The organism is Sinorhizobium fredii NGR234, from assembly GCF_000018545.1.
GTDB classification, from domain to species: Bacteria; Pseudomonadota; Alphaproteobacteria; order Rhizobiales; family Rhizobiaceae; genus Sinorhizobium; species Sinorhizobium fredii_A.
This window is the reverse complement of the sequence record NC_012586.1, coordinates 1,487,491-1,509,920: the sequence shown is the minus strand read 5'-3', so window position 1 is coordinate 1,509,920 and position 22,430 is coordinate 1,487,491. Positions and strand designations below refer to the sequence as shown.

The window sequence follows — 22,430 nt, the reverse complement described above, 5'->3', positions numbered from 1 at the left end:
GCTGTCTCACGATTTGCGCACCAGCGAGCGCTGGACGAGCATCGCAATGATGATGATCGCACCCTGGATGGCGCCGATCAGGTATTCGCTGATGAAGTTGGACAGCAGCATGATGTTGCCGACCAGCTCGAGGATGAACGCACCGCAGATGGTGCCCCAGACGCGTCCAGCGCCACCTTTAAGCGCCGTGCCGCCGACGACGACGGCGGTGATCGCCTGCAATTCCCACAGGATGCCCGTGGTCGCTGAGGTCGATCCGAGGCGCGGCACGTAGAGCAGCACGGCTGCGGCGACGCACAGCCCCTGGATCACGAAGGCGACTGTGCGAACGCCATTGACGAAAATGCCGGAGTATCGCGCAACGTCACGATTGGAGCCGACGGCGACGACGTGCCGTCCGTAGCGGGTGCGGTAGAGAATGAACGCGGCGACAGCGGTCACCGAAAGGATGACGATAATCGGTACCGGTACGCCGAAGATCATGCCGAAATAGGCGGGGCGGTAGATCTCCTGGAGCTGCGGCTCCTTGAGCGTGATCGCTCCGCCCTGCGAAAGCCAGGTCGTCAAACCGCGATAGATGCCCATGGTGCCGAGCGTCGCGATGAAGGGCTCGATCTTGCCGGCCGTCGTGATCAGGCCGTTGGTTAGACCGCAGAGCGCACCGGCGACCACGGTGAAGAGGATCGCCGCCACGAGCATGAGTACCGGATCGGCGATCACGCCGGAGTTCATGAAGAGGATCATCAGGCTGGCGATGAAGGCGACCATGGCGCCGACGGAAAGATCGAGATCCCCCGACGAAATCACGAAGGTCGCGCCGACCGCAATGATGGCGATGAAGGCGCTGCGGGTGGCGACATTGGCGAGGTTGTTAATGCTGATGAAGTTGGGGTTGACCAGCGCCCCGACAAGCAGCAGCAGCACCAGCGCAACGAACGGCGCCACGGCCCTCAGATCAACGTCACGCCAGTTGCGGCGGCGGATCGCCTCCTGGCTGCCTTCTTGGTTCACGCTCATATCCAATCGAACCTCCACCCCATCTGTCGGGAATCTCAATGCTCTCGCCGCCGTGCAGCCGGCCCCAGTACGGCCTCAAGCCGCCGTTTTCCTCTTCAGGCCGGCGGCGTAGCGCATAATCTCCTGCTCCGAGATCTCGTCCCCCTCGAGGATGCCGGCGATATGACCTTCACGCATGATCACCACGCGACTGCACAGGCCGATGATTTCTGGCATCTCTGACGAGACGACGATGATTGAGCGGCCATCGCGGGCGAGTGCCGAAATGAAGTGATAGATCTGCTGCTTGGTGCCGACGTCGATGCCGCGCGTCGGCTCGTCGATGATGATGATGCTTGGGTCGGTTTCCATGACCTTGGCGAGAAGCAGCTTCTGCTGGTTGCCACCGGACATGCGCCCGGCGACGATCTTGTCATCCCTGACGCGGATGTCAAAGCGGCGGCGCGCCTTGACGAGAGCCGCTTCCTCGCTTCTCGGATCGAGATACCCAATGCGGCTATGGCGGCCGAGCGACTGCAGCGTCAGGTTCGCCATCATCCCGGCATCGAGCAACAACCCCTTGGCCTTCCGGTCCTTGGTCATGTAGGCGAGACCTGCCTTGTTTACCGCATGGACGTCACCGGATGGCACAGGCTGGCCGCGAACCAGCACCTCGCCTGCCAGGCGCGAGCGCAGCCCGACAATCGCCTCCATCAACTCCGTCCGGCCCGACCCTATCATTCCAGAAAAGCCGAGGATCTCGCCTCGGCGGAGCTCGAAGCTCGCATTACGGATATAGCCGGTCGACACGGATTCGACCCTGAGCACGACCTCCTCGTCGACATCGGGTTCGCTTTTTGCGGGATAGAGGCTCGACAGCTCGCGGCCTACCATGAGCTGAGCGATTGCCTCGCCGTCGAGCACCGAGGTGGGCGCCGTCTTGATCCATTGGCCGTCGCGTAACACCGTCACGCGGTCGGTCAATTCCATGACCTCATCGAGCTTGTGCGACACGAAGACGAAGCTCGTACCCTTGTCGCGCAGCTTGCGCACCAGCCGGAACAGGAAGTTCGTCTCCTCGCGCGAGAGCACGGCCGTCGGCTCGTCCATGAAGACGACCCGCGCATCACGACTGATGGCCTTGGCAATCTCGACCATCTGTTTTTCAGCAATCGACAAAGAGCCGATCATCGCGTTCTCGTCGACATGAGAGCCGAGAAGATCGAGAACACGGCGCGTTTCCGCACGCATGAACTTGCGGTCGAGCACCCCGAAACGGGTTACCTCGCGGCCGAGAAAAAGGCTCTCGGTAACCGTGAGATGCTCGGCTAGATTGAATTCCTGATGGATGATGACGATGCCGAGCGCTTCGGCGGCCCCATTGGGCGGCAACTTCACCGACTTGCCGTCGAGCAGTATCTCGCCCGAGGTCGTCTGTTCGAAACCAGAGAGAATCTTGACAAGCGTGGATTTGCCGGCGCCGTTCTCGCCCATCAACGCGTGGATCTCGCCCTGGCGTAGCTCGAAATCGACGCTGAACAGCACCTGCACGCCGCTGAAGGACTTGCTGATGCGTCGTGCGGACAGCACGACGGGAGCGCCTTCGACGACCTCCGTGTTCATATCCCCTCCCCTGCGGCTCCACCGTTTTTTTAATGATGTAAACCTTTACACTAGACACTGTAAAGGTTTACATCATCACCAACCGACAATTTTTCTGGCTCCCGGCGTTTGCTCGTCGAGCAAGTCTGTGTAGTGTCCTCGCAACAAAGCCCGAGGCCAACCGAGTGTCCAATTCCACGCCAGCAACCATCGAAGACGTCGCCCGGATCGCCGAAGTGTCGATCGCGACTGTTTCGCGGGCTATCCACATGCCGGAGAAGGTTGCCAAGTCAACGCGGCTAAAGGTCAACCAGGCGATCGCGATTACCGGCTACACCGCCAATGCGATGGCGCGCAGCCTGCGGCTGGGGCGCTCGAACATGATCCTCGTGGTGGCGCCCGACATCGGCGACCCGAATTTTTCCAGCATTCTGGTCGGCCTTGAGAACGAAGCGCGCGCTCACGGCTACGGCGTGCTGATCGGCCATACCCAGAACGATGCGCAACGCGGATTGGAGTATCTGAAGTTTTTCAATTCCTACCAAGCCGCCGGGCTGATCCTGTTCACCGGCATCCTTCCCTTCGGCCATCAGGCCGTGACGGCCAGCCTGCCTCCGAGTGTCGGCGTGTTCGAACCCGTCTTCAACGGGGGCATTCCCTATGTCGGGGTTGATGATGTCGAAGGCGCACGCAAGGCCGTCGATCTGCTTATTTCCGAAGGCCACCGACGGATCGCATTCATCGGCGACTCCAATACGCGTCTTGCCTATGGCCGCCGCCGCTTGGGTTACGAGGCGGGACTTGCCGCAGCCGGCATCCCCTTGAATCGCCAGATGGTCATGGACGGCGATGGGACAGTTGAAGGCGGACGACTGGCGCTGGAGCAACTCTTCATGCGCGACGATCTTCCGACAGCCTTCATGTGTGTCAATGATCAGACCGCGCTTGGTGTCACGCTTGGCCTCAAGGCGCGTGGCTACGAGATCCCGGACGACTTTTCAGTGACCGGTTTCGATGACGTCCCCCAAGCAAGCTTCATGACCCCTTCCCTGACCACGGTCCGCCAGCCACGCACCGCGATCGGCAAGCATGCAATGGCGTTGCTCCTCGATATGCTTTCGGACCGTGCCGCCTTCGACACCGAGATCCTGCTGAGACCCGACCTGATCGTACGCAACTCCGTCGGCCCTCCGCCTGATGGGAAAAATCGCTGATCACTTATCCGGCCGACGGGGTGATAGTCGCGGAAGCAGTATCCTCAGGCGGTGACAGCCGAACCCGCCTCCTTGTTGCCTCTTCCGCCAGTGCAATACGGCTAACAGCCACCAGCAAACGGCCAGCAGTCCAACACGCAATTCCTAAATAGCCCCCTGTAACACCTTGAACAAAACATGTTTGGTTGGCCCGGGAGGGCGCGAATGTCGTCGGTCACAGGGGTGCTAAATAACATGACTATGTCATGTTATTAGGCTAGGGCCGATTGCAGATCGGGCAACGGAGAGCCAGTTGGCCAAGGAAGTTCCGGTGGATTCATTGTGCGATCCAGGGGCACAAAATGAGAACACCGCCCATGCACGCTGGGGCTGCCCCTTTCGATTCCGCCTGGATAGGCGAGCGCGTCATTATCCGCAATATGCAGCGCTCGTGGAACATCGTCTAAGCGAGCAGAGCGGCCATCGAATTGAACTTGAACTGAACAACATCCACTCGTCCCGGTCTTCCGGGTTTTGGCGCCTGCCTGCCCGTGGGCCTTCTCGGCTCATGCCTTGACAGACGGCACGAGAGTTATAATGTTTTTGTGGAAACATTATAACTGCGGGCAAGCTATAATGCTTTCGCAAATTCATTATAACCGAGGCCTTGCCGATGAGAGATGTCGATCTTGTATTCCGGACGATGTTCGCGGAACTCGCCCAGCAAACCCTGGACGCGCAATGGCAGTCTGACTTTCCGCTCGAGGGCCGCTTTGTCACAGTTCCGGTGAAAGGCAAGGACTATTTCTATTTCGACATCCCTACTCCCGAGGGCAAGGACAAGCGCAGCTATGTTGGACCCGCAGCTGATCCCGAGATCGCAGCGCGCGTCAGGCGACACCGCGAGATCAAGGACAACATCAAGGAGCGGCGACGCTTGGTGTCCACCCTTCTTCGCTCGGGAGGCATGTCGGCTCCCGATCGGTTTGCCGGCGATGTCACGAAGGCGCTCGCGGATGCGGGGTTCTTCCGTCTGCGAGGCGTCCTCGTTGGCTCGGTTGCCTATGGCTGCTACTCGGGCGTCCTTGGCGTCCGGTTGCCCACGACGGCAATGCAGACCGGCGATGCCGACCTGGCTATGGATTTCGCGATCTCTCAGGAGGTCGATGACAGCCTCCCTCCGATCCTGGGTATCTTGGCGGCCGTCGATCCCTCGTTTCAGGCCGTCCCCCATCAGGCCGACAAGGCGCGTGTGACCGCATTCGTCAACCGCACCAATTACCGGATCGAATTCCTGACGGGCAACCGGGGCTCGGACGCACACACGGGAAAGCCATCGCCCATGCCCGCTCTCGGCGGTGCGTCGGCGGAAAACCTCCGGTTCCTCGACTACCTGATCTACGAACCGGTGCGGACGGTGCTGCTCCATCGGGAAGGCGTGAGCGTGAACGTGCCTGCTCCCGAACGGTATGCCGTCCACAAGCTCATTGTGGCTTCAAGGCGGCTCACGGACGCGCTCGGGCGGGCGAAGCGGGACAAGGACCTCCTGCAAGCGGCTACGCTCTTCGAGGCGATGATCCAAACCCGGCAGGGCGACCTCTTGGCAGACGCATACCAGGAGGCATGGGATCGGGGACCCTCGTGGCAGGATTGCCTTGCGGCAGGCATCGCGCTGATGCCTGATAGCGGCAAGGACGCGCTGGCGGACGCCCTCGGTGTGGAAGTCAACGCTCTTGGCAGAGAGTAGCGACATGACGCGTCCTTTTTTCGACATGCGGCATGCCCGACTTTGGGTAAGCTTACTCTTGGGCGACTCGCGACCGGAGTTGCATACAAGCCCTGTCAACTCGCCTCTTTCACATTGGCACAAGCTCTGACGAGCCTGTTCACGTAATCGAGTTTCGGAAACACAGACGGTGAGACGATGAACGGATAGGTATCGCGCTGACCCATGCTGCGCTGTATGGCGTTGATAGCGATGCTGAGCGGCACCCATGCGTCGGCGATCTGGTGCGCGGAACTGGCGCGGTAGGGATCGAATGCAACTTCCGCCGCCATCTCCTCGCCCTCGCCTGGCGGGTCAATCGCCACCCCGAACGATCGGGCTGTCTCAAGAGTGTCGACGATGTGGAAGAGATGGGCGACGCACTCCGCAAAATCCTCCCAGGGGTGTGCGCTCGCATAGGGCGATATGTAGTTTTCCAGCCAACCCGGCCGTGGGCCGTCCATGTGATAGCACTGGAGTGCTATAGTGTAGTCTTCTCGCTCATCGCCAAAGAGCGACCGGAATTCTTCGGAACAACCTGCATCGCGAACGAGCTTATTCCAGATGTAATGTCCGATTTCGTGCCGGAAATGTCCCAACAGCGTGCGGTAGTGCTCATTCATCGATGCACGTACGAACTCCATGGTCACTTCGTCAGCCTCTGCGGCCCGAATGGTGATCACGCCCTCATCATGGCCGGTCATGGGTACCGTGACCGTCCCGTCCGGCTGCTGCTGGTCGTCGACGAAGTCAAAGACTAGACCACCCTGCGGATCCTCAGCCCGATCAGGGTGCGGGATGTCCCAGCGCAGTATCGAATAAAACAGGTGCCGCTGCGCCTGCCCAATCCGCTGCCAACGCCGGACACCATCGGGGGTCGAGGCGTCGGGGACGAGACGATTGTGCCTGCACGCGACGCAGAAATTCCCGTCTCCGGGATTTACCAGCCAGTTGCAGACGTCGACCGAGGCATTGCCGCAGAAGACACGTGTCTCGAAAGGCCTGCCAACCAGCTGCCATTGCGTCCCTCCCGCACTCTCGAGCGCATACATCGCCATGAGCTGGGGATCGAAGCCAAGCCTGTGGCCGCAGCTGACGCATTGGCGATTGTCGAAGTGGACGACCTGGTGGCAGAAATCACAGGAGAAGAGCCGCATGGCCGGTTCCTATATGATATGAACGTGCGAGCTTAGGCCCGGTGCCGTCGTGAGTTGAACACGAGAACGTCGCCCGGTCTATAAAGTTCACCTTACTCGAGCGTCTCGGTGCAGCTCAGTTCCGGGCTTCGGTCTATCCGGCGCGGCCATGGCGTGACAATGACGGAACAGCACCGAGATGACGCATGCGATCGACAGGACGCACAGGCCAACCCACTCGCGGCGGCCTGCCTGCTCAGGCGTGTGAATAGTCTCGGCCATCGTCGTCCTGGAGCCGGCAGAGATTCCCCGGATCGCATCAGGTCACAAGTTTCAATTTTTGACACGACTGGCTTCCGTCCTGAGGATCGGCTCGATGCGTCCGAGCTCGGCCAGCAAGGATTCGCGGCCTGGAAAAGCAAGCACGTTCGTCTGCAGGATCTTCAAAGAGACTACCGAAGGGACCGACAAGGACAGGCTCGCCTTTGCCTCCTATGAGAAATACGGCCGGCTCGGCACACCGGCGTCCGCATGCATTGCGATTCCCCTTGAATCGCTGGTGGCTAAGATCGGCGTACGACGCCGAACGGCTCACGCCGCCGTCTCCCAAGGGTTGATCACGGAGGCGTCTGTGTCTTCGAAATCCTTGACATTGCACGTGACAAGGATGAGATCGTGGACGATAGCGGTCGCAGCGATCAATCCGTCGATCTCGCCGCGGGAGCGGATTGCGCGAGGCGGCCCCATTCGACCGCGATTTTGTCAGTTATCGGCAAGATGCGGTCGCCATGGTTGTGGCGCAGCTTGCGCAGCCATTCGGTGAGGTGCGCGGCAGTCTTCGGATCCGACCTCTGTTTCAGGGCAATGCCGCGCATGATTTCGCCGAGGGTGAGCGCACTCAGGTGGATGCTGAGCGGATCGACAGAGCGCAGCCAGGAGACCGCCTGCGGCGTCCCGCGTCGCGCCTCTGAGACGATATTGGTGTCAATCAGATACATCAGAAGGCGACATCGCGGCTTGGCGTCTTGACGCGTACATTCACCGCATCAGCGAGCTGATCGTCCCAAGCGGGACCGCCAAACAGATCATCGACCAGCGTCGGCCGGCCGGCGCGTAGAGCGCCGTAGTCGTGAGCGGACAGCACGACGGCCGCGCGCTCACCGCGCAGCGTGACAATCTGCGGCCCTTCATGGCGCGCCTTCTGCACGACCTTCGAGAATTGGTTCTTGGCGTCCTACAGTTGCCATTCCATAGTTTCGCTCCGAGTTGGCTAGAGACTGTCTAGCTATGTACTGTTTGTCTGCCATTGAAAGTGCCAATTTGCCACGCGGCCGATCGACGGCCGGCGGGCGAAGCCGCACGATCGGCGATCTCGATTGTCAGGCCTTACGGCCGATTGATCTTCCTCACGTCATGGAACCACGGCTACTGAATCCAACGCCGTCGTTTCCAGACGATACATAATGCGATCTTCGACGGGCGGAGACCGGGACGGAACGACCGTCCCGGATCACGTGGCTCGGCAGCTGAGGGTCAGCCATGTTGTCGAAGGTAGCGTGCGCAAGGCGGGCGGCCGGGTGCGTATTGCGGCGCAATTGATCGACGGTGCAAGGGGCAATCATCTCTGGGCCGAGCGATACGACCGCGACTTGGACGACATCTTTGCGCTGCAGGATGAGATATCGAAGGCGATTGTCGAGGCTTTGAAGGTCAAGCTCTTGCCGACCGAACGGCAAGCGATCGAGCGCCGCTCGACCCATAACCCTGAGGCCTACCAGCTCTACCTGTTAAGCCGACACTACCTGCAGCATGGCATACGGCACGTGGAAATTGCCCTTCGGATCTGTCAGAGAGCGGTGGAGGTCGATCCCAACTATGCTCGAGCCTGGGCAATGATCGCCCATAGCCAGGCCGAACTTCACTTTGGCGGAAGTGCGGGTTTCGGCAAAGTCCGGACAGGATTTCCGGTAATCTCCGGACACAGTTTTCAGTAATTCCCGGACAGCGATTCCGCTAAATCCCGGACAGTTTCCGGCGGCGGTTTGACGGGTTGGTTCGCGGCTGCGCCGTCTTGTTGGTTAGGCCTCTCACGACAACGTTGAGAGGGGCCGATGCCGAGACGGAAGCAAGCAAGACGAACGACAGTGAGGGATATCCGGACTATTCTGCGCCTGACCCATGAAGAGGGTCTTTCGGTGCGCGAGATTGCCGAGCGGCTGAAGATCGGCAAGAGCTCGGTATCGACCTATTTGCTGCGATCTCGGGAAGCCGGGCTTTCGTGGCCGTTGCCAATCGGCGCGGACGAGGATGCAAAGCTGGAGCGGCGGCTGTTCGGCCGAGCCGGTCGACCGCCGCGCGATCTCAGCGAGCCGGACTGGGCGCTGGTGGTTCGGGAGCTGAAGCGCAAAGGCGTGACGCTGACGCTTCTATGGCAGGAATACCGCGCCAGCCATCCTGATGGTTACGGCTTCACCTGGTTCTGCGAGCAGGTTGCCGCCTTTCGGCAGCGCACCAGTGTAGCGTTCCGCAATCGGCACGCGGCGGGCGCCGTGATGCAGACCGACTATGCCGGGCCGACGGTGCCGGTGATCGATCCGGCAACCGGTGTCATCCATCCGGCCCAAATCTTTGTCGCGGTGCTGGGCGCCTCCAACCTGACCTTCGCCCATGCCAGCTTTAGCCAGCAGTTGCCGGATTGGATCGACGGTCAGGTGCGTGCTCTGACCTTCTATGGTGGGGTCACCAAGGCAATCGTGTGCGACAACCTCAAATCGGGGGTGGCCAAGGCCCTTTGGTTCGAGCCGACATTGACTGCGACGTTCGCCGCCATGGCGGAGCATTACGACACCACGATCCTGCCGACCCGCAGCAGGAAACCGCGCGACAAAGGCCGGGTCGAAGGCGCGGTATTGATCGTGGAACGCTGGATTCTGGCCCGGCTCAGGAACCGTACCTTCTTCTCGCTTGCCGCCCTCAACACGGCGATTGCCGAATTGCTCGAGGACCTGAACAACCGGACGATGCGCCATGTCGGCAAAAGCCGCCGCGAGCTGTTCGAGGAGATCGAGCGGCCAGCCTTGAAGCCCTTGCCGGCGATACCGTTCGAATATGCGGAATGGAAGTCGGCGAAGGTCCATCCGGACTATCATGTCGAGGTCGACAAGACCTTCTACTCGGTGCCGCATCGGCTGATCGGATGCACCCTCCAGGTGCGGCTCACCCACCGGGTGGTCGAGATCTTCCACGACCACCAGCGTGTCGCCAGCCATGTTCGCCGCTCCCAGCGTTCCGGCCACGTCACCGTCAACGACCATATGCCCAAGGCGCATCAGCGCTATGCCAACACCACGCCGGCCAATCTGATCGGCCGTGCGACCCAGATCGGCCCCAATGCCGCCATCCTGGTCGAACGCATGATGCGCGACAGGCCGCATCCGGAACAGGGATACCGCTCGGCCATGGGCATTCTGTCGCTGGCGCCGCGCTATGGATCCCAGCGCCTCGAGGCGGCCTGTGAGCGGGCGCTCACCATTAATGCCATCACCTATTCCTCCGTCGCCTCCATCCTCAAATCCGGCCTCGACCGGGAAAGACCGCAGGCTGAACACGCGGCCCCCACGCCTGCGCATACCAATATCCGTGGCCGATCCTACTACCAGTGAAGGAAGCAAGAATGCTGACGAACCCCACCCTCGACCAGATGCAGGCCCTCGGGCTGACGGGCATGGCCGCCGCCTGGCGCGAATTGACCGAGCAGTCCGGCACCAATGAGCTCAGCCGCGATGAGTGGCTCGGACTGATGCTCGACCGCGAAGTCACCCTGCGCGCCGACAAGCGCATCCGTAACCGGCTCGCCTCCGCCAAGCTACGCTTTGCCCAGGCCTGTATCGAAGATATCGACTTCGCCGCCGCCCGCGGTCTCGACCGGCGCAACACCATGGCGCTCGCCCAGGGGCAATGGCTCACCGCCCACGAGGGCCTGATCATCACCGGCCACACCGGCACCGGCAAGTCATGGCTGGCCTGTGCCTTCGGCAGGCAAGCGGCCAGGCTCGGTCACTCCGTGCTCTATGTGCGCGTGCCCCGAATGTTCGAGGAGCTCGCGCTTGCCCGCCTCGACGGCTCCTTCCCCCGCCTCATCGACAGGCTCACCCGCGTCCAGCTCCTCATCCTCGATGACTTTGGAACCCATACGCTCTCCGATCAGCAGCGCTTTCACCTCTTCGAAATCGTCGAGGAGCGTTATCAGCGAAAGTCCACCCTGATCACAGCTCAGGTTCCCGTGGCAAGCTGGCACGACCTTATTGCCGACAGCACGGTCGCCGACGCCATACTCGACCGTATCGTCCACAATGCTCACCGCATCACCCTCCGGGGCGAGAGCATGCGAAAGCAAAAAAGCGCACCCCTCTTGACTGGGGCAGAAAACGGCGAAATCAATCAGCCCTGATGCTAACCAGGCTGCCGAGGACCAACCGCATCAAACTGTCCGGACTTTAATGAAATTGCTGTCCGGGATTTAGCGGAATCAATGTCCAGTTTTTGCGAAGCGCGCAGGCGGAAGGGCGGAGGAACGGGGCATGTCAGCGGCCGAGAGGGCACTCTCGTTGGATCCGACCTCGTCTGAGGCACACGCAGCCAAGGGACGGATTCTCGCCGATCTTGGGCGTTTCGATGAGGCTCTCGCCTCACACCAAAAATCGTTGCGCCTGGACCCGAACTCCTATGACGGCCATCACAGTTTTGGCCGAACCAGCATGCGCCTTGGCCGCCATGAAGAGGCAATCGAACACTTCGAGCGAGCCGCTCAGCTTCTTGAAAGCGACTACATCTCTCCAGGCTTTGTCGCTCAAAGCTGGACAGCGCTTGGCAAGCTGGAGGAAAGCATCGCCGCCGCACGACGCGCGCTGGAGCGTGCTGAACGGGAGATCGCGTTGCGGCCCGACAACGCGCATGCGGTTGTTTGTGGCGCTCACGCATTGGCCTACCTCGGGGAGTTCGAACGCGCCAAGGAATGGATCTCGCGAGCAAGTGTCGTCATGGACCCCGATGACACCCTTGACCGCTACAATCTGGCTTGTGCCTCGGCCAGAATGGGCGAGTCCGACCAGGCTCTTGACCTACTGGAGACCTGCGTTTCGCGTATGCCCCCCGAATTCATCGATTGGATGAAAAGCGATAGTGACCTCGCACCGTTGCATCGTGATCCGCGGTTCCAAGCGCTAATTGAAGTTGAAACGAGGGCCGAGGACGCCATGGCCAATCAAGCGATCAAAGAGGTCTGACATTTCGCTTCGGGGACCACCAAGAATTAGGCCCGTCGATTTATCTGCCTTTCTGCTCTTGGGGCGCGTTCGTTCATGCAGCGAGAAGACCAAGTGGGGAAATGCCCCTTTGCGGTCATCCCGAATATCGCCAACGTAGATCCTTGAAGGCGAATCCCGCAGCTCAACCCCCGCTCTTGAAAGGAATCGAACAATCGAACGGCGGCCACCGACGATGAGAAGCGCCGTCCCCAACCCAATTTTCGTGGCTCGCGGTGGCGGCTGCGCGGCGACAAACAAGGTGAGACTCAGCGTCAATCAGGATGAGACTCGGCGGTGGGGGTGTGACGAAGGGAGGGCGTAGCCCGACCGGAGTTACACCCCCGCCGCGGCGCAATTTTTAGGCGTCTCATGATCGCGGTCGGCCCGCTACGGTGGCGGTTTTCTGGAATGGAGAACCACCTTTGTGCCGGGTCGCCATGTAACCGATCATCAGATGAGATTATTCATGAAGTACCGACAAACGCATTCTGTTGAGGTCGCCGCCGCGAAGGCGTCGATCAGCCGGGCGACGGCGTTCCGCATGGAGAAAGAGCAGCGCCTTCCGTCGCAGAACAAGCCGCCCCGCGGTCGGCGTCGACCCGATCCGCTTGAGCATATCTTTGATGCGGAGGTCGTTCCGCTCCTCAAGGCCGCTCCCGGCATTCGTGCGGTCGCCGTTTACGACGAGATGCTGCGGCGTCATCCGGAACTGCCCGAAGGCATTCGCCGCACACTTGAGCGGCGCATCCGGTCATGGCGGGCGGTTCACGGTGAAGCACAGGAGGTGATCTTCCGCCAGACGCACGAGCCCGGCCGACTAGGGCTGTCGGATTTTACCGACATGGGCAGCCTCAGCGTGACGATCGCCGGCCAACCGCTCGACCATCTGCTCTATCACTTCCGGCTGGTTTGGTCGGGTTTTGAGCACGCCCATGTCATCCTTGGCGGCGAAAGCTTCGTCGCCTTGGCGGAGGGCCTGCAGAACGCCCTGTGGTCGGTCGGCGGTTCGCCGCTCTATCACCGCAGCGACAGCCTGTCGGCTGCCTTCCGCAACCTCGATGCCGATGCCAAGGTCGATCTGACAAACCGCTATGAGGAGCTGTGCGCTCACTACCGGATGACGCCGACGCGCAACAACAAGGGCGTCGCCCACGAGAACGGCTCAATCGAAAGCTCCCACGGCCATCTCAAGAACGCAGTCCGCGATGCACTCCTGATGCGCGGCACCAGAGACTTCGACGATCTGCGCTCCTACCGCGCCTTCATCGACGAGATCGTCAGCCGCCGCAATGCCGCGCATGGCAAGCGCATTGATGCCGAGCGCCCGCATCTGCAGGTGCTTCCCGAGCGCCGCACCACCGACTTCGAGGAGGTAGTCGTCACCGTGTCGCGCACCGGCGGCTTCGCCTTGCGCAAAGTCTTCTACACCGTCCCCTCCCGTTTGATCGGCCATCGGCTGCGTGTGCGTTTGTTTGACGATCGTCTCGACGTCTTCATCGGCGGCACGCATCTGCTGACGTTGCCACGAGGTCGCGCCCACGCGAGCGGCAAGCATGACCAGGTCGTCAACTATCACCACGTCATCCACTCTCTGCGCAAAAAGCCCATGGCGCTTCTCAACCTGGTCTATCGCGACAAGCTCTTCCCCCGGCCGGAATATCGCAGGGCTTTCGACGCTCTCATCGAGCAACTGCCTGACCGGCAGGCTTGCAAGATCACCGTCGAATTGCTGGCCCTGGCTCATGATCGCGGTTGCGAGCGTGAACTGGCCGAGGAGCTTGCCAGAACGCTCGACGCCCGCAAACTGCCCGACCTGATGGCCTTGAGAGCCATCTTCGGTCCGGACCCGGATCAGTTGCCGACCGTGCATGTGCAGCTCGCATCGCTCAATAGCTATGAAGCCCTGATGGGGTCTGCTTATGCGGGAGAGGCCGCATGAAAAACGTCCACAACACCATCGACGAAGCCCGCCTCGGCATCATGCTCAATGACCTGAGGCTGCCGACGATCAAAACGCTGTGGCCGCAATTTGCCGAACAGGCCGATCGTGAAGGGTGGCCTGCGGCTCGTTTCCTTTCGGCCATCGCCGAGCATGAACTGGCTGAACGGGCGCATCGCAGGATCGAACGTCACCTCGCCGAGGCGCATCTGCCGCCCGGAAAGACGCTCGAGAGCTTCGCTTTCGACGCCGTGCCCATGGTCTCCAAGGCCCAGGTCATGGCCATTGCCGCCGGCGACAGTTGGCTCGCCAAAGGTGCCAATATCCTCCTGTTCGGTCCGCCGGGCGGCGGAAAGAGCCATCTCGCCGCCGCCATCGGCCTCGCGCTGATCGAGAATGGTTGGCGGGTGCTGTTCACGCGCACGACCGACCTCGTCCAGAAGCTTCAGGTCGCACGGCGTGAACTCCAGCTCGAATCCGCCATCGCAAAGCTCGACAAGTTCGATCTGCTCATCCTCGACGATCTGGCCTACGTCACCAAGGACCAGGCCGAAACCAGCGTGCTGTTCGAACTCATCTCCGCAAGATATGAGCGGCGTTCCATCATGATAACCGCCAATCAGCCCTTCGGAGAATGGAACCGCGTCTTTCCGGACCCGGCCATGACGCTTGCCGCGGTGGACCGACTTGTTCATCACGCAACGATCTTCGAAATGAACGTCGAAAGCTATCGGCGACGTTCCGCCATGGAAGCCAAACGCCACCGCGGCAGACCCGCCGCCTTCGCGACAACCAAAAGTGCTTCCCTGATTGTCGCGGAGCGACAATCAGAACACGATGAGACCCTTGCCAGCGACAATCAACATGATACCTTCATGCCGACCGCGACATAAGAGTCTCATCCAGATTGTCGCCGCCGTCTCATCCTGATCGCCGCGCTATAGGCGGCAGTTCCCGTTGATACATTATGCGATTTTCGGCGCCCGAAAGGGGAACGCCTACCGATCGCAAAGAAGTGCAGAAGGGTGACAGGCCGCGAGCGCCACATCCTAGTCGACGCTCTGAGCCAACCTTGCTAGTCGCGTCGAATCCGCCGATGTCCCGGACCGGCATGACGGCGCGGCTCACAGCAGGTTCATTTCCAAACACCGCTCAGACAGGAATGTTTTGCGGTAGGCCCCACAGTTCTTGATGGGAAGCGGATCTCCGGCCCAGTCATGCGGCAAAGGGCTGTTATCCCCAAAGGCATTGCCACCCCGTTTTGCCAGGGTGGCAATAGCTCGTCGCATCAACCGACCTCGCTGGGATGCGAGTTCAGCGCCCCCTCCCCTCGATCTCGATATAGAGCTTCACATCATCGCCGATCATGCCGAGTGCGGTCTTCAAGCCGAAGTCACTTCGCTTGACGGTCGTTTCGGCACTGAAGCCGACGACCTGGCTCTTGTCCCAGGGGTTTTCGCCCTCTTTGTTGAAGGTGACGTCGAGGGTGGCTGGCTGGGTGATTCCGGCGATCGTGAGATCGCCAACAACCTTGCCGGTCTTCTCCCCGGTCCGCTCGTACGCCTTTCCAACGAAGGTGATGTCCGGAAACTCGGCCGCATTGAACCAATCGGCGCCCTGGATATCGCTGTCGCGTTGTTTGTTGTTGGTGGAGATGCTCTCGACCTTGACCGTCACATCGAGTGAACTCGCTTCCGGCTTGGCGGGATCAAATTCGAAGTTCCCTCCGAAATTCCGCGCAACCCCGACCACACGTGAAAAACCCAGATGATCAATGAAGAACACGATGTTTGAGTGAACAATGTCGATATCGTAAGTTCGCGCCCGGGCCGGGCCGATCGATAGCGCCGCCGCAACGAGAACCGATCCGATATAGGCGCATGCAAGCTTGATCATTGACATTCCTCCCTTGTCAAATTGGAAAGCTCGAACCGTATGAAAGGATTGCAATCGCGGCCGCGGTGGCGGCGGGTACCGCGCAGAGCAACCCGAAGGCGAAAAGACGTGCAAAGCAGCTCCGAAGACGGCCGATCCATTTTATCCGCGTCGTGATCTCCGGAACGAGAAAGACGAGCCCGAGCGTCGCGAGCGCGAGGAGATCGGCCTTGCGGGTTATCAGCGTCACCGCATAGACGACCGACAACATCCCGCCCGCTCCCCCCAGCAAGGCGGACGTACCGAAGGGATTGTCATCGCTTCCAAAACTCCAAACGACAATCGCCAGGAGCGCGACCGCGAATATCAGACAGACCTGCAGGCTCGACGATGATGCGCCAAGGAGCGCAATAGGAGCAAAGCCGAGGGTGGCGATGGCGAGAAGTAGCATGCGTTTCATGCCTTCCTCCGCGGTCGAACCGCCGAAGTCCCGTTGCAGCAGCGTCATCGACAGCATGCCGGCGGCCACGGCCACGGCGATTTCGAGCGGCGCGACTGTTAGCCGACTCTGTGCGATGTACAAGGCTGCCGCGAGCGGCTGCACCAAAGACAGCCAGCCAGCGAGGCGCGGACGATTGGCGAGATCGGCAGCGAAGCCGGCGACGGCACCGGCCAAGGATACGTAGAAGATCTTGTTCACTGCCCCGACGGCCGGAAACGGCGGAATCTTCTGATAGACGAGGAAATAGGACGCCAGAAAGGCAGCCGAGACGATCAGCCCGGTCCAGGCCGCGTCGAGGCTCAGAGCGCGCCGAAGGCCCGCAAGCGCGAAGGCGGCAATCGATACCGACGTCATCCCGATAACGATGGCTTCCTGCGGGGTGTCTCCCATCGAAGTCACCCTCTCGGCGGAAAGATTTGAATGAGCGATTGCTGCAGCACCGTTTCTCCTCCCCAGGGCAGCGGCACAGACCAATGGTAATTTAAATACTATTCAGTCTCGGAATACCTTTTAGTATTTATTATCGAGGTTTGTCAATTCCCTTCTGCAGACGCACGGCAGCGGGACCGCGACAGCGGCCCGCTCAGCCGAGCCTGTCGGCGTGCCACCTCAGGTGATCGTCCATGAAGGTCGAGTTGAGATAGTAGGAATGGTCGTAGCGCTCGTGCATGCGAAGCGTCAGGCCAATGCCGGTGTCCTTCACCGCCTCTTCGAAGAGCCACGGCCTGAGACCGTTGTCGAGGAAGCCATCCGCCTTGCCCTGGTCGACCAGGAATTCCGGAAAGCGGGCGCCGTCCTCGACGAGCGCGCAGGCGTCGTATTTTCGCCAGGCGGCTTTATCAGCGCCGAGGTATTTCTCGAAGGCTCCGACGGACCAGTCGGCAGACGACGGCGCGACGATCGGTGCAAAGGCCGAGCAGCTCCTGAAGCGCTCCGGGTTCTTGAGCGCGATCGTCATGGCGCCGTGGCCGCCCATCGAATGGCCGAAGATGCCCTGCCGGTCCATGTCGACGCGGAAATGCTCGCGGACAAGCGCCGGCAGTTCCTCGGTGATGTAGCTGTACATCCGATAGTGTTCGGCCCACGGCGCCTCCGTCGCGTCCAGGTAGAAGCCGGCGCCCTTGCCCATCTGCCAGTTCGTCAGCTCGTCCGCCACGTCCGCCCCACGCGGGCTGGTGTCCGGGCAGACGATGATCAGGCCGAGCTCGGCGGCCATGCGGCGGTATTCGCCCTTTTCCATGACGTTGGCGTGGGTGCAGGTGAGGCCGGAGGGATACCAGAGCACCGGGCGCGGTTCGCGGGTCGCCTGTGGCGGCACATAGACGGCGAAAGTCATTTCGCCCTTGCAGGTCTTGGAGTCATGGGCGAAGACGCCCTGCATGCCGCCGAAGGCGGTGTTCTGCGAGATGATTTTCATGGAAGCCCCTCAAGCAATCGGCGTCGGCCGCTTGCATCGCGGCCCCCTGTCCCTCGGCTGACGCTCCGCAGCGCGTAGCGTCAGGCAAGCGCCTTGGCGAGATAGGACATATCGAAGACGCCGGTCGCCGACCTGCGATGGTCTTCGTCCAGCAGCCCCGCCCGGATCATCAGGTCGATCGTGGTCTCAAGTGCCTTCTCGGGGATGGCGAGCCCATTCGGCCACATGCCCATATCGCGCATATAGCGCAGGCCGCGGAGTGCGAGCCAGGCATCATCCGGCACGGTAACGCGCTGGAAGATCGGCAGTGTGATGCTCTCCTTGGCGGGATCGTTGGTGATCCGGTATGCCTCGACAAGCGCCTTCAGGAGCTTGCACATCGTCTCACCATTGGCTTCGAGCCAATCTGTTCTGGCAATGAGCGCGGCAAATACGATTTCCGGAATGGCGTCATTGACCTCGCCGATGAGGTTGTAACCCGCGGCTTCTGCCAGGAAGTTCCAGGGAGCCGGCTGCGGGGCGCAATCGATATCTCCCGCCTGGAGCGCCTCCCACCGCTTGGTGTGCACGCCGGCAAGCGCGAATTCGTAGTCGCCCGGATATTTCAGCCCGTCGCGGGAAAGCAGCAGCTGCGTGTAGATCGCCGTTCCCTCGGTCAGCGACGAGGTGCCGATTTTCTTACCCTTGAGCGCGGCGATCGATCCGATTGACGGATGCGCGACGAGCGACATCGGCAGGCGGTTCGAGTTCGACGCGACGATGCGCAGGTCACCGCCCTTGATGTAGCTCGAGACCGCCCCTTCCGGCGGCGTGATCGCCAGATCCGCCGCCCCTTCGGCTACGGCGGTCGTCGCCTTGTCGACGCTGCCGAGACGCAGATATTCAACCTTCAGCCCGTATTTCTCGAACAGGCCCTGCTCTTCGGCGACGAATACGGGAAGCCAGTTGAAGCCCTGTGCGCCACCCGCCAACTTAACGATAGTCATAATTGTTCCTCCTTGTGCGGCCGCGAACTAGCGGTTCTGCGCCTTGAGTCTCTTGTCGAGCAGGGGGTAGGCGCGGCGCGCATTGCCTTCGAAGATCGCGTGCCTGTCCTCGGCGCTGAAGCCGAGCGCATCGATATAGCGCTTGGTGTCATCGAAGCTGTGCCCCGTTTCCGGGTCCACAGCCTTCACGGCGCCGAGCAGTTCCGCGCCGAACAGGATGTTCTTCTTGTCCACCACGCGGAAGAGCGTGTCGATGCCGGCCTGATGATAGACGCAGGTGTCGAAGAACAGGTTGTTCATCAGGTGCTCGGTAAGCGGCGGTTTTTCGAGCATGATCGACAGACCCCGATAGCGTCCCCAATGATAGGGGGCAGCGCCGCCGCCGTGTGGTATGATCAGCCGCAGCCTGGGATGCCGTTCGAAGAGATCGCCCTGGATGAGCTGCATGAATACGGCGGTGTCGGCATTGATGTAGTGGGCGCCGGTCGTGTGCAGACAGCGCTCGCACGAGCCCGATACGTGGATCATCGCCGGAACGTCGAGCCCAACCATCGCCTCCCAGAGCGGATCCCACCATTCGTCATAGATCGGCGGAGCACTCCAGCGTCCGCCGGACGGATCCGGATTGAGATTGCAGCCGACGAAGCCTTGAGCGACGCAACGCTCGAGTTCGGCGATCACGGCCCGTAGATCCCCGTCGACGGTTTGCGGCAGTTGACACACGCCGGCGAAATTCTCCGGGAACAGGTCGACGATGCGCTTGACGTTGTCGTTCGAGATTCGCGCCCATTCACCGGCGATCTCCACATTGTCGATGTGATGCCCCATCCCCGAGGCCCGTGGACTGATGATCGTCAGATCCGAGCCGCGCTCCTTCTGAAGCTTCAGCTGGTTGGCCTCGATGATCGCGTATAACTGCTCGTCGGAAATGCCGGGATAGGCCGGCCTCTCCCTGACCCTGCCTTCCGCAAAGGCGACCTGCGCCTTGCGGAAGTCATGGTGTTTCTGCGGTTCGGTGGTGAAGTGGCCGTGGCAGTCGATAATCAGGGTCATCACGCATCCCACTTTGCCGGCAGCACGTTCACGCCGCGGAAGCGCCAGCCCTTGGCCTTCACTTCCTGCTCGGGGTCAAGGCGCAGGTTCGGCAATTGCCTGAACGCCTCTTCGAGCGCGATCTCGCCCATGGCGCGCGACAGGAAATGCCCCGAACAGAAATGCGGACGGAAGCCGAAGGAGACGTGCTGCTTCTTCTTGCGCAACATGTCGAACTGATCCGCATTCTCGAAGCGCGCTTCGTCGCGGTTTGCGGACCCCATGACGATGGCTACGGAGGACCCCGCCGGGATGACGGTGCTGGCGATCTCGAAATCCTGCGCGGCCACACGGGGCGTCACCCCGATCGGCGCGATCCAGCGCAGCCCCTCGTCGAAAGCCTTCAGCGCGTGAGCCGACGGATCTTCCGCCATGACCTTCGCCTGTTCCGGGTTCGACAGTAACCCGGCGCAGGCGTTTGCGGCCGCATGGCCAGGTTCCTGCAGGCCGCCCAGGATGATGACGCGCATGGTCGGCGAAATCTCCTTAAGGCTGCGCGCCTTGCCCTCGGGCATGCCGCCATGCATGACGTGGCTCATCAGCGTGTGGTTGGGCTTCGAAAGCGCTGCGTCATAAAGTGCGCCCAGCTGGTTGTCGATATCGGCGAGAGCGGCGTCGAGCCGGTCCCAGACCGCCTGGTCGTTGGAAACATTCTGGAGACCCAGCGCCATCGCGTGGAACCACTCGACCAGATTGTCGTTCGAGGTTTCCGTCAGGCCGATCACGTCGCCGATACAGCGCACCGAGATCGGCTCGAAAAGCTCGGTCGTCAGATTTGCCGCGCCCTTCGGTCTGATCTCATCGATAAACCGCTGCACCACCGGTCGGGTCAGGCGGTCGACATAGGAGCGCACGCGCTCCTGCGTCAGGTTGAGGTCGATGCCCTCGCGCAGGCAGGCATGCTCCTCCCCCGACATGGTCAGGACATTGGGCATGCCCATGACGCGCGCCTCCGGCCGATCCGGAGCGCCCGACGGTCCGAACACCCTGTCGTTCGCGCCGACCGTGCGGCAATCCTCATACCGTGTAACGAAATACTCGTTGGTCCCCGCGAAGAACGCGACCGGGGCCTCGCGGCGCAGTCGCGCGTAAACCGGGTAGGGATCATTGTACAGGTTCGCCCCTGTCAGGGCAGACGCATCACTTGCCATTTCCACCTCCCACGCAAACCTTCCGGCATCGGTGCCGCTCTCGGCACCACTCCTTCCGCCATCAGGATTTCACATACCATTCGGACTTCAAATACCTTTTAGTATGTCAATGCGTCGTGTGTCAATGCATGATTGCGTATGCGCTATGGTGAAGGCGCTCAGCGGCAAACCTTCGACAGGAACTGAAAGCCGCGCAGCCTTGCGTCTTGGGATACTTAATGGTATTTGCACACTGTTTGGTATTTAAATCGGTATCTGAACCAGTTGCAAGTGGGAGGAAGTCATGACGCAGACCATGCGCGCCGCGCGGCTGCACGCCGTCGGTGAGCCGATGAGAATAGATCAGGTGGAGCGGCCGGTAGCCTCAGGCACCGATATCGTTGTTGAAGTCAAGGCTTGCGGAATGGTGCCAAACCTCGGCAATGTCCTTGCAAATTGGGAGACTTGGTATCCGCAGATGCCATTGCCGCCACGGCCGGCAATCCACGGACTCGACCCTTCCGGGATCGTTCATCAGGTCGGCGAGCAGGTCGTGTCGCTCAAGCCCGGGGACCGGGTCTATGTCAATCCGGGGCGTTACTGTGGCGCCTGCCACGCCTGCTCGTCGGGCCATCCGCAGGCATGCCAGCATTGGACGCTCGGCGGCTATTTCGGCTACAATCCGAAAAGCCTGGAGATGTTCAAACGATACCCCTACGGCGGATTTTGCGAATACATGCTCGCGCCGCAGGCACAGGTCGTCAAGATTCCCGACAATATGTCGTTTGTGCAGGGATCGCGGATGGGATACCTCGGCACGTCCTACGCGGCCTTGAAGAAATGCGGGCCGCTTGTGGGCCGTTCCCTGATCATCAACGGCGCCACCGGAACGCTCGGCGTGGGCGCGACGATCTTCGCCTTGGCGATGGGCATCGGCAAGATCTACGCGGTCGCGCGCGGCGACGAATTGCTCGCCCGCCTGAAGGCGCTTGCACCGGACAGGATCGAAACCTTTTCAAACTGGACGGGCTCAAGCGCCGAGTTCGTCAGAGCCAGAACCTATGGTGTCGGTGCCGATCTGATGCTCGACACGCTTGGCGCCAAGGCGCCGCTCGACTCGATGCTCGACGCCATGAGGGGCGTGCGAAGAGGCGGCCGGATCGTCAATATCGGCGGCACGGCCGGCGAATTGCCCGTCGACGTGAAATGGTGGATGGATGAGCAGATGGAACTGATCGGCTCGGTCTGGTTCACCGCAGCCGAAGGCATGGATATAGCGGCCATGGTGGAAAGCAAGGTCGTCGATCTCTCGGTGATGGAGCCGATGGTCTGGCCGCTGGAGGAAATCAACGAAGCGATTTCCGGCGTCACCAAGGGCGACGGCGGATTCACCTATTACGCGGTCGCCATCTAGCGCGTCGGGCTGCCCGACGGAAAAACAGATCTCAGCCATGGCACAACGAAAGACCCGTCCGGTGCTCCTGGGCGGGT

At 61.1% G+C, this 22,430-nt stretch carries 18 protein-coding genes and 2 pseudogenes; 9 read left to right on the top strand and 11 right to left on the bottom strand.

All coding sequences use genetic code 11. The features are described 5' to 3' along the window. Positions 1–6 precede the first annotated feature (6 nt). Complete coding sequence (locus NGR_RS07175; protein ID WP_015887587.1) at positions 7–1,017, bottom strand: ABC transporter permease; 1,011 nt, start codon at positions 1,015–1,017, stop codon at positions 7–9. A gap of 75 nt (positions 1,018–1,092) precedes the next feature. Further along, the gene (locus tag NGR_RS07170; protein WP_015887586.1) at positions 1,093–2,619 is read right to left on the bottom strand and encodes a sugar ABC transporter ATP-binding protein; all 1,527 of its coding nucleotides are present in this window, start codon (positions 2,617–2,619) and stop codon (positions 1,093–1,095) included. A gap of 164 nt (positions 2,620–2,783) precedes the next feature. Here NGR_RS07170 and NGR_RS07165 point away from each other — a divergent pair, with 164 nt between their 5' ends. Together NGR_RS07165 and NGR_RS07160 are read left to right on the top strand one after the other, a co-directional pair. Continuing rightward, entirely contained in the window at positions 2,784–3,812 is a 1,029-nt protein-coding gene (locus tag NGR_RS07165) for a LacI family DNA-binding transcriptional regulator (protein WP_015887585.1), read from the top strand. A gap of 652 nt (positions 3,813–4,464) precedes the next feature. Then, on the top strand, positions 4,465–5,538 hold the full coding sequence (locus tag NGR_RS07160; protein WP_015887584.1) for a nucleotidyltransferase family protein: 1,074 nt from the start codon (positions 4,465–4,467) through the stop codon (positions 5,536–5,538). 95 nt (positions 5,539–5,633) lie between these two features. Here NGR_RS07160 and NGR_RS07155 read toward each other — a convergent pair whose 3' ends face one another. The 3 genes and pseudogenes from NGR_RS07155 to NGR_RS07145 form a co-directional block, all read right to left on the bottom strand. After that, positions 5,634–6,713, bottom strand: coding sequence for a zinc-binding metallopeptidase family protein (locus NGR_RS07155; RefSeq protein WP_015887583.1), 1,080 nt, complete (start codon positions 6,711–6,713; stop codon positions 5,634–5,636). 570 nt (positions 6,714–7,283) lie between these two features. Further along, positions 7,284–7,690 (bottom strand): annotated as a pseudogene (locus NGR_RS07150) (type II toxin-antitoxin system VapC family toxin). Then, a pseudogene (locus NGR_RS07145) lies at positions 7,690–7,944 on the bottom strand (type II toxin-antitoxin system Phd/YefM family antitoxin). Before NGR_RS07145 ends, NGR_RS07150 begins: the two co-directional pseudogenes overlap by 1 nt. 211 nt (positions 7,945–8,155) lie before the next feature. On the opposite strand from NGR_RS07145, the gene NGR_RS07140 reads away from it, so the two are divergent. The 6 genes from NGR_RS07140 to istB (NGR_RS07115) all read left to right on the top strand — a co-directional run bounded on the left by NGR_RS07140 (position 8,156) and on the right by istB (NGR_RS07115) (position 14,830). Further along, the gene (locus NGR_RS07140) at positions 8,156–8,686 is read left to right on the top strand and encodes a hypothetical protein (protein ID WP_015887579.1); all 531 of its coding nucleotides are present in this window, start codon (positions 8,156–8,158) and stop codon (positions 8,684–8,686) included. A 117-nt stretch (positions 8,687–8,803) separates the two neighbouring features. Then, positions 8,804–10,354: an IS21-like element ISRsp2 family transposase gene (gene istA, locus NGR_RS07135; protein ID WP_010875060.1), complete on the top strand. Its 1,551-nt coding sequence runs from the start codon at positions 8,804–8,806 to the stop codon at positions 10,352–10,354. Positions 10,355–10,365: 11 nt separating this feature from the next. After that, a complete protein-coding gene (istB, locus tag NGR_RS07130; RefSeq protein ID WP_012708757.1) occupies positions 10,366–11,142 on the top strand; it encodes an IS21-like element ISRsp2 family helper ATPase IstB in 777 nt (258 codons plus the stop codon). A 130-nt stretch (positions 11,143–11,272) separates the two neighbouring features. Next, the gene (locus tag NGR_RS07125) at positions 11,273–11,977 is read left to right on the top strand and encodes a tetratricopeptide repeat protein (protein WP_015887578.1); all 705 of its coding nucleotides are present in this window, start codon (positions 11,273–11,275) and stop codon (positions 11,975–11,977) included. 445 nt (positions 11,978–12,422) lie between these two features. Continuing rightward, positions 12,423–13,937 carry an IS21 family transposase gene (gene istA, locus NGR_RS07120; protein ID WP_010875203.1) on the top strand — a complete coding sequence of 505 codons (1,515 nt, stop codon included), beginning with the start codon at positions 12,423–12,425 and terminating at the stop codon, positions 13,935–13,937. After that, on the top strand, positions 13,934–14,830 hold the full coding sequence (gene istB / locus NGR_RS07115; protein WP_010875204.1) for an IS21-like element helper ATPase IstB: 897 nt from the start codon (positions 13,934–13,936) through the stop codon (positions 14,828–14,830). The genes istA (NGR_RS07120) and istB (NGR_RS07115) overlap by 4 nt, the downstream gene beginning before the upstream one ends. Before the next feature lie 421 nt (positions 14,831–15,251). On the opposite strand, the gene NGR_RS07110 is transcribed toward istB (NGR_RS07115), so the two are convergent. From NGR_RS07110 to NGR_RS07085, 6 genes are all read right to left on the bottom strand, one after another. After that, on the bottom strand, positions 15,252–15,833 hold the full coding sequence (locus tag NGR_RS07110) for a YceI family protein (protein WP_164923950.1): 582 nt from the start codon (positions 15,831–15,833) through the stop codon (positions 15,252–15,254). A 16-nt stretch (positions 15,834–15,849) separates the two neighbouring features. Continuing rightward, positions 15,850–16,704 (bottom strand): hypothetical protein, encoded by an 855-nt coding sequence (locus NGR_RS07105; RefSeq protein ID WP_015887575.1) that lies wholly within the window; start codon positions 16,702–16,704, stop codon positions 15,850–15,852. A gap of 193 nt (positions 16,705–16,897) precedes the next feature. Beyond that, positions 16,898–17,731, bottom strand: coding sequence for an S-formylglutathione hydrolase (gene fghA, locus NGR_RS07100; protein ID WP_015887574.1), 834 nt, complete (start codon positions 17,729–17,731; stop codon positions 16,898–16,900). An 80-nt stretch (positions 17,732–17,811) separates the two neighbouring features. Then, positions 17,812–18,717 carry an ABC transporter substrate-binding protein gene (locus tag NGR_RS07095; protein ID WP_015887573.1) on the bottom strand — a complete coding sequence of 302 codons (906 nt, stop codon included), beginning with the start codon at positions 18,715–18,717 and terminating at the stop codon, positions 17,812–17,814. A gap of 27 nt (positions 18,718–18,744) precedes the next feature. Beyond that, positions 18,745–19,770, bottom strand: coding sequence for an amidohydrolase family protein (locus NGR_RS07090; RefSeq protein WP_015887572.1), 1,026 nt, complete (start codon positions 19,768–19,770; stop codon positions 18,745–18,747). Next, on the bottom strand, positions 19,770–20,960 hold the full coding sequence (locus NGR_RS07085; protein WP_069456645.1) for a cytochrome P450: 1,191 nt from the start codon (positions 20,958–20,960) through the stop codon (positions 19,770–19,772). Before NGR_RS07085 ends, NGR_RS07090 begins: the two co-directional genes overlap by 1 nt. Before the next feature lie 283 nt (positions 20,961–21,243). On the opposite strand from NGR_RS07085, the gene NGR_RS07080 reads away from it, so the two are divergent. Then, positions 21,244–22,353 (top strand): alcohol dehydrogenase catalytic domain-containing protein, encoded by a 1,110-nt coding sequence (locus NGR_RS07080; RefSeq protein ID WP_015887570.1) that lies wholly within the window; start codon positions 21,244–21,246, stop codon positions 22,351–22,353. Positions 22,354–22,430: the final 77 nt, after the last annotated feature.

What these genes read in the sequence shown, in the direction of transcription:
- NGR_RS07175 (WP_015887587.1), bottom strand. Translation starts at nt 1,017, where the DNA reads ATGAGCGTGAACCAAGAAGGCAGCCAGGAGGCGATCCGCCGCCGCAAC.
- NGR_RS07170 (WP_015887586.1), bottom strand. Translation starts at nt 2,619, where the DNA reads ATGAACACGGAGGTCGTCGAAGGCGCTCCCGTCGTGCTGTCCGCACGA.
- NGR_RS07160 (WP_015887584.1), top strand. Translation starts at nt 4,465, where the DNA reads ATGAGAGATGTCGATCTTGTATTCCGGACGATGTTCGCGGAACTCGCC.
- NGR_RS07155 (WP_015887583.1), bottom strand. Translation starts at nt 6,713, where the DNA reads ATGCGGCTCTTCTCCTGTGATTTCTGCCACCAGGTCGTCCACTTCGAC.
- NGR_RS07140 (WP_015887579.1), top strand. Translation starts at nt 8,156, where the DNA reads ATGCGATCTTCGACGGGCGGAGACCGGGACGGAACGACCGTCCCGGAT.
- istA (WP_010875060.1), top strand. Translation starts at nt 8,804, where the DNA reads ATGCCGAGACGGAAGCAAGCAAGACGAACGACAGTGAGGGATATCCGG.
- istB (WP_012708757.1), top strand. Translation starts at nt 10,366, where the DNA reads ATGCTGACGAACCCCACCCTCGACCAGATGCAGGCCCTCGGGCTGACG.
- NGR_RS07125 (WP_015887578.1), top strand. Translation starts at nt 11,273, where the DNA reads ATGTCAGCGGCCGAGAGGGCACTCTCGTTGGATCCGACCTCGTCTGAG.
- istB (WP_010875204.1), top strand. Translation starts at nt 13,934, where the DNA reads ATGAAAAACGTCCACAACACCATCGACGAAGCCCGCCTCGGCATCATG.
- NGR_RS07110 (WP_164923950.1), bottom strand. Translation starts at nt 15,833, where the DNA reads ATGATCAAGCTTGCATGCGCCTATATCGGATCGGTTCTCGTTGCGGCG.
- NGR_RS07105 (WP_015887575.1), bottom strand. Translation starts at nt 16,704, where the DNA reads ATGGGAGACACCCCGCAGGAAGCCATCGTTATCGGGATGACGTCGGTA.
- fghA (WP_015887574.1), bottom strand. Translation starts at nt 17,731, where the DNA reads ATGAAAATCATCTCGCAGAACACCGCCTTCGGCGGCATGCAGGGCGTC.
- NGR_RS07095 (WP_015887573.1), bottom strand. Translation starts at nt 18,717, where the DNA reads ATGACTATCGTTAAGTTGGCGGGTGGCGCACAGGGCTTCAACTGGCTT.
- NGR_RS07090 (WP_015887572.1), bottom strand. Translation starts at nt 19,770, where the DNA reads ATGACCCTGATTATCGACTGCCACGGCCACTTCACCACCGAACCGCAG.
- NGR_RS07085 (WP_069456645.1), bottom strand. Translation starts at nt 20,960, where the DNA reads ATGGCAAGTGATGCGTCTGCCCTGACAGGGGCGAACCTGTACAATGAT.
- NGR_RS07080 (WP_015887570.1), top strand. Translation starts at nt 21,244, where the DNA reads ATGACGCAGACCATGCGCGCCGCGCGGCTGCACGCCGTCGGTGAGCCG.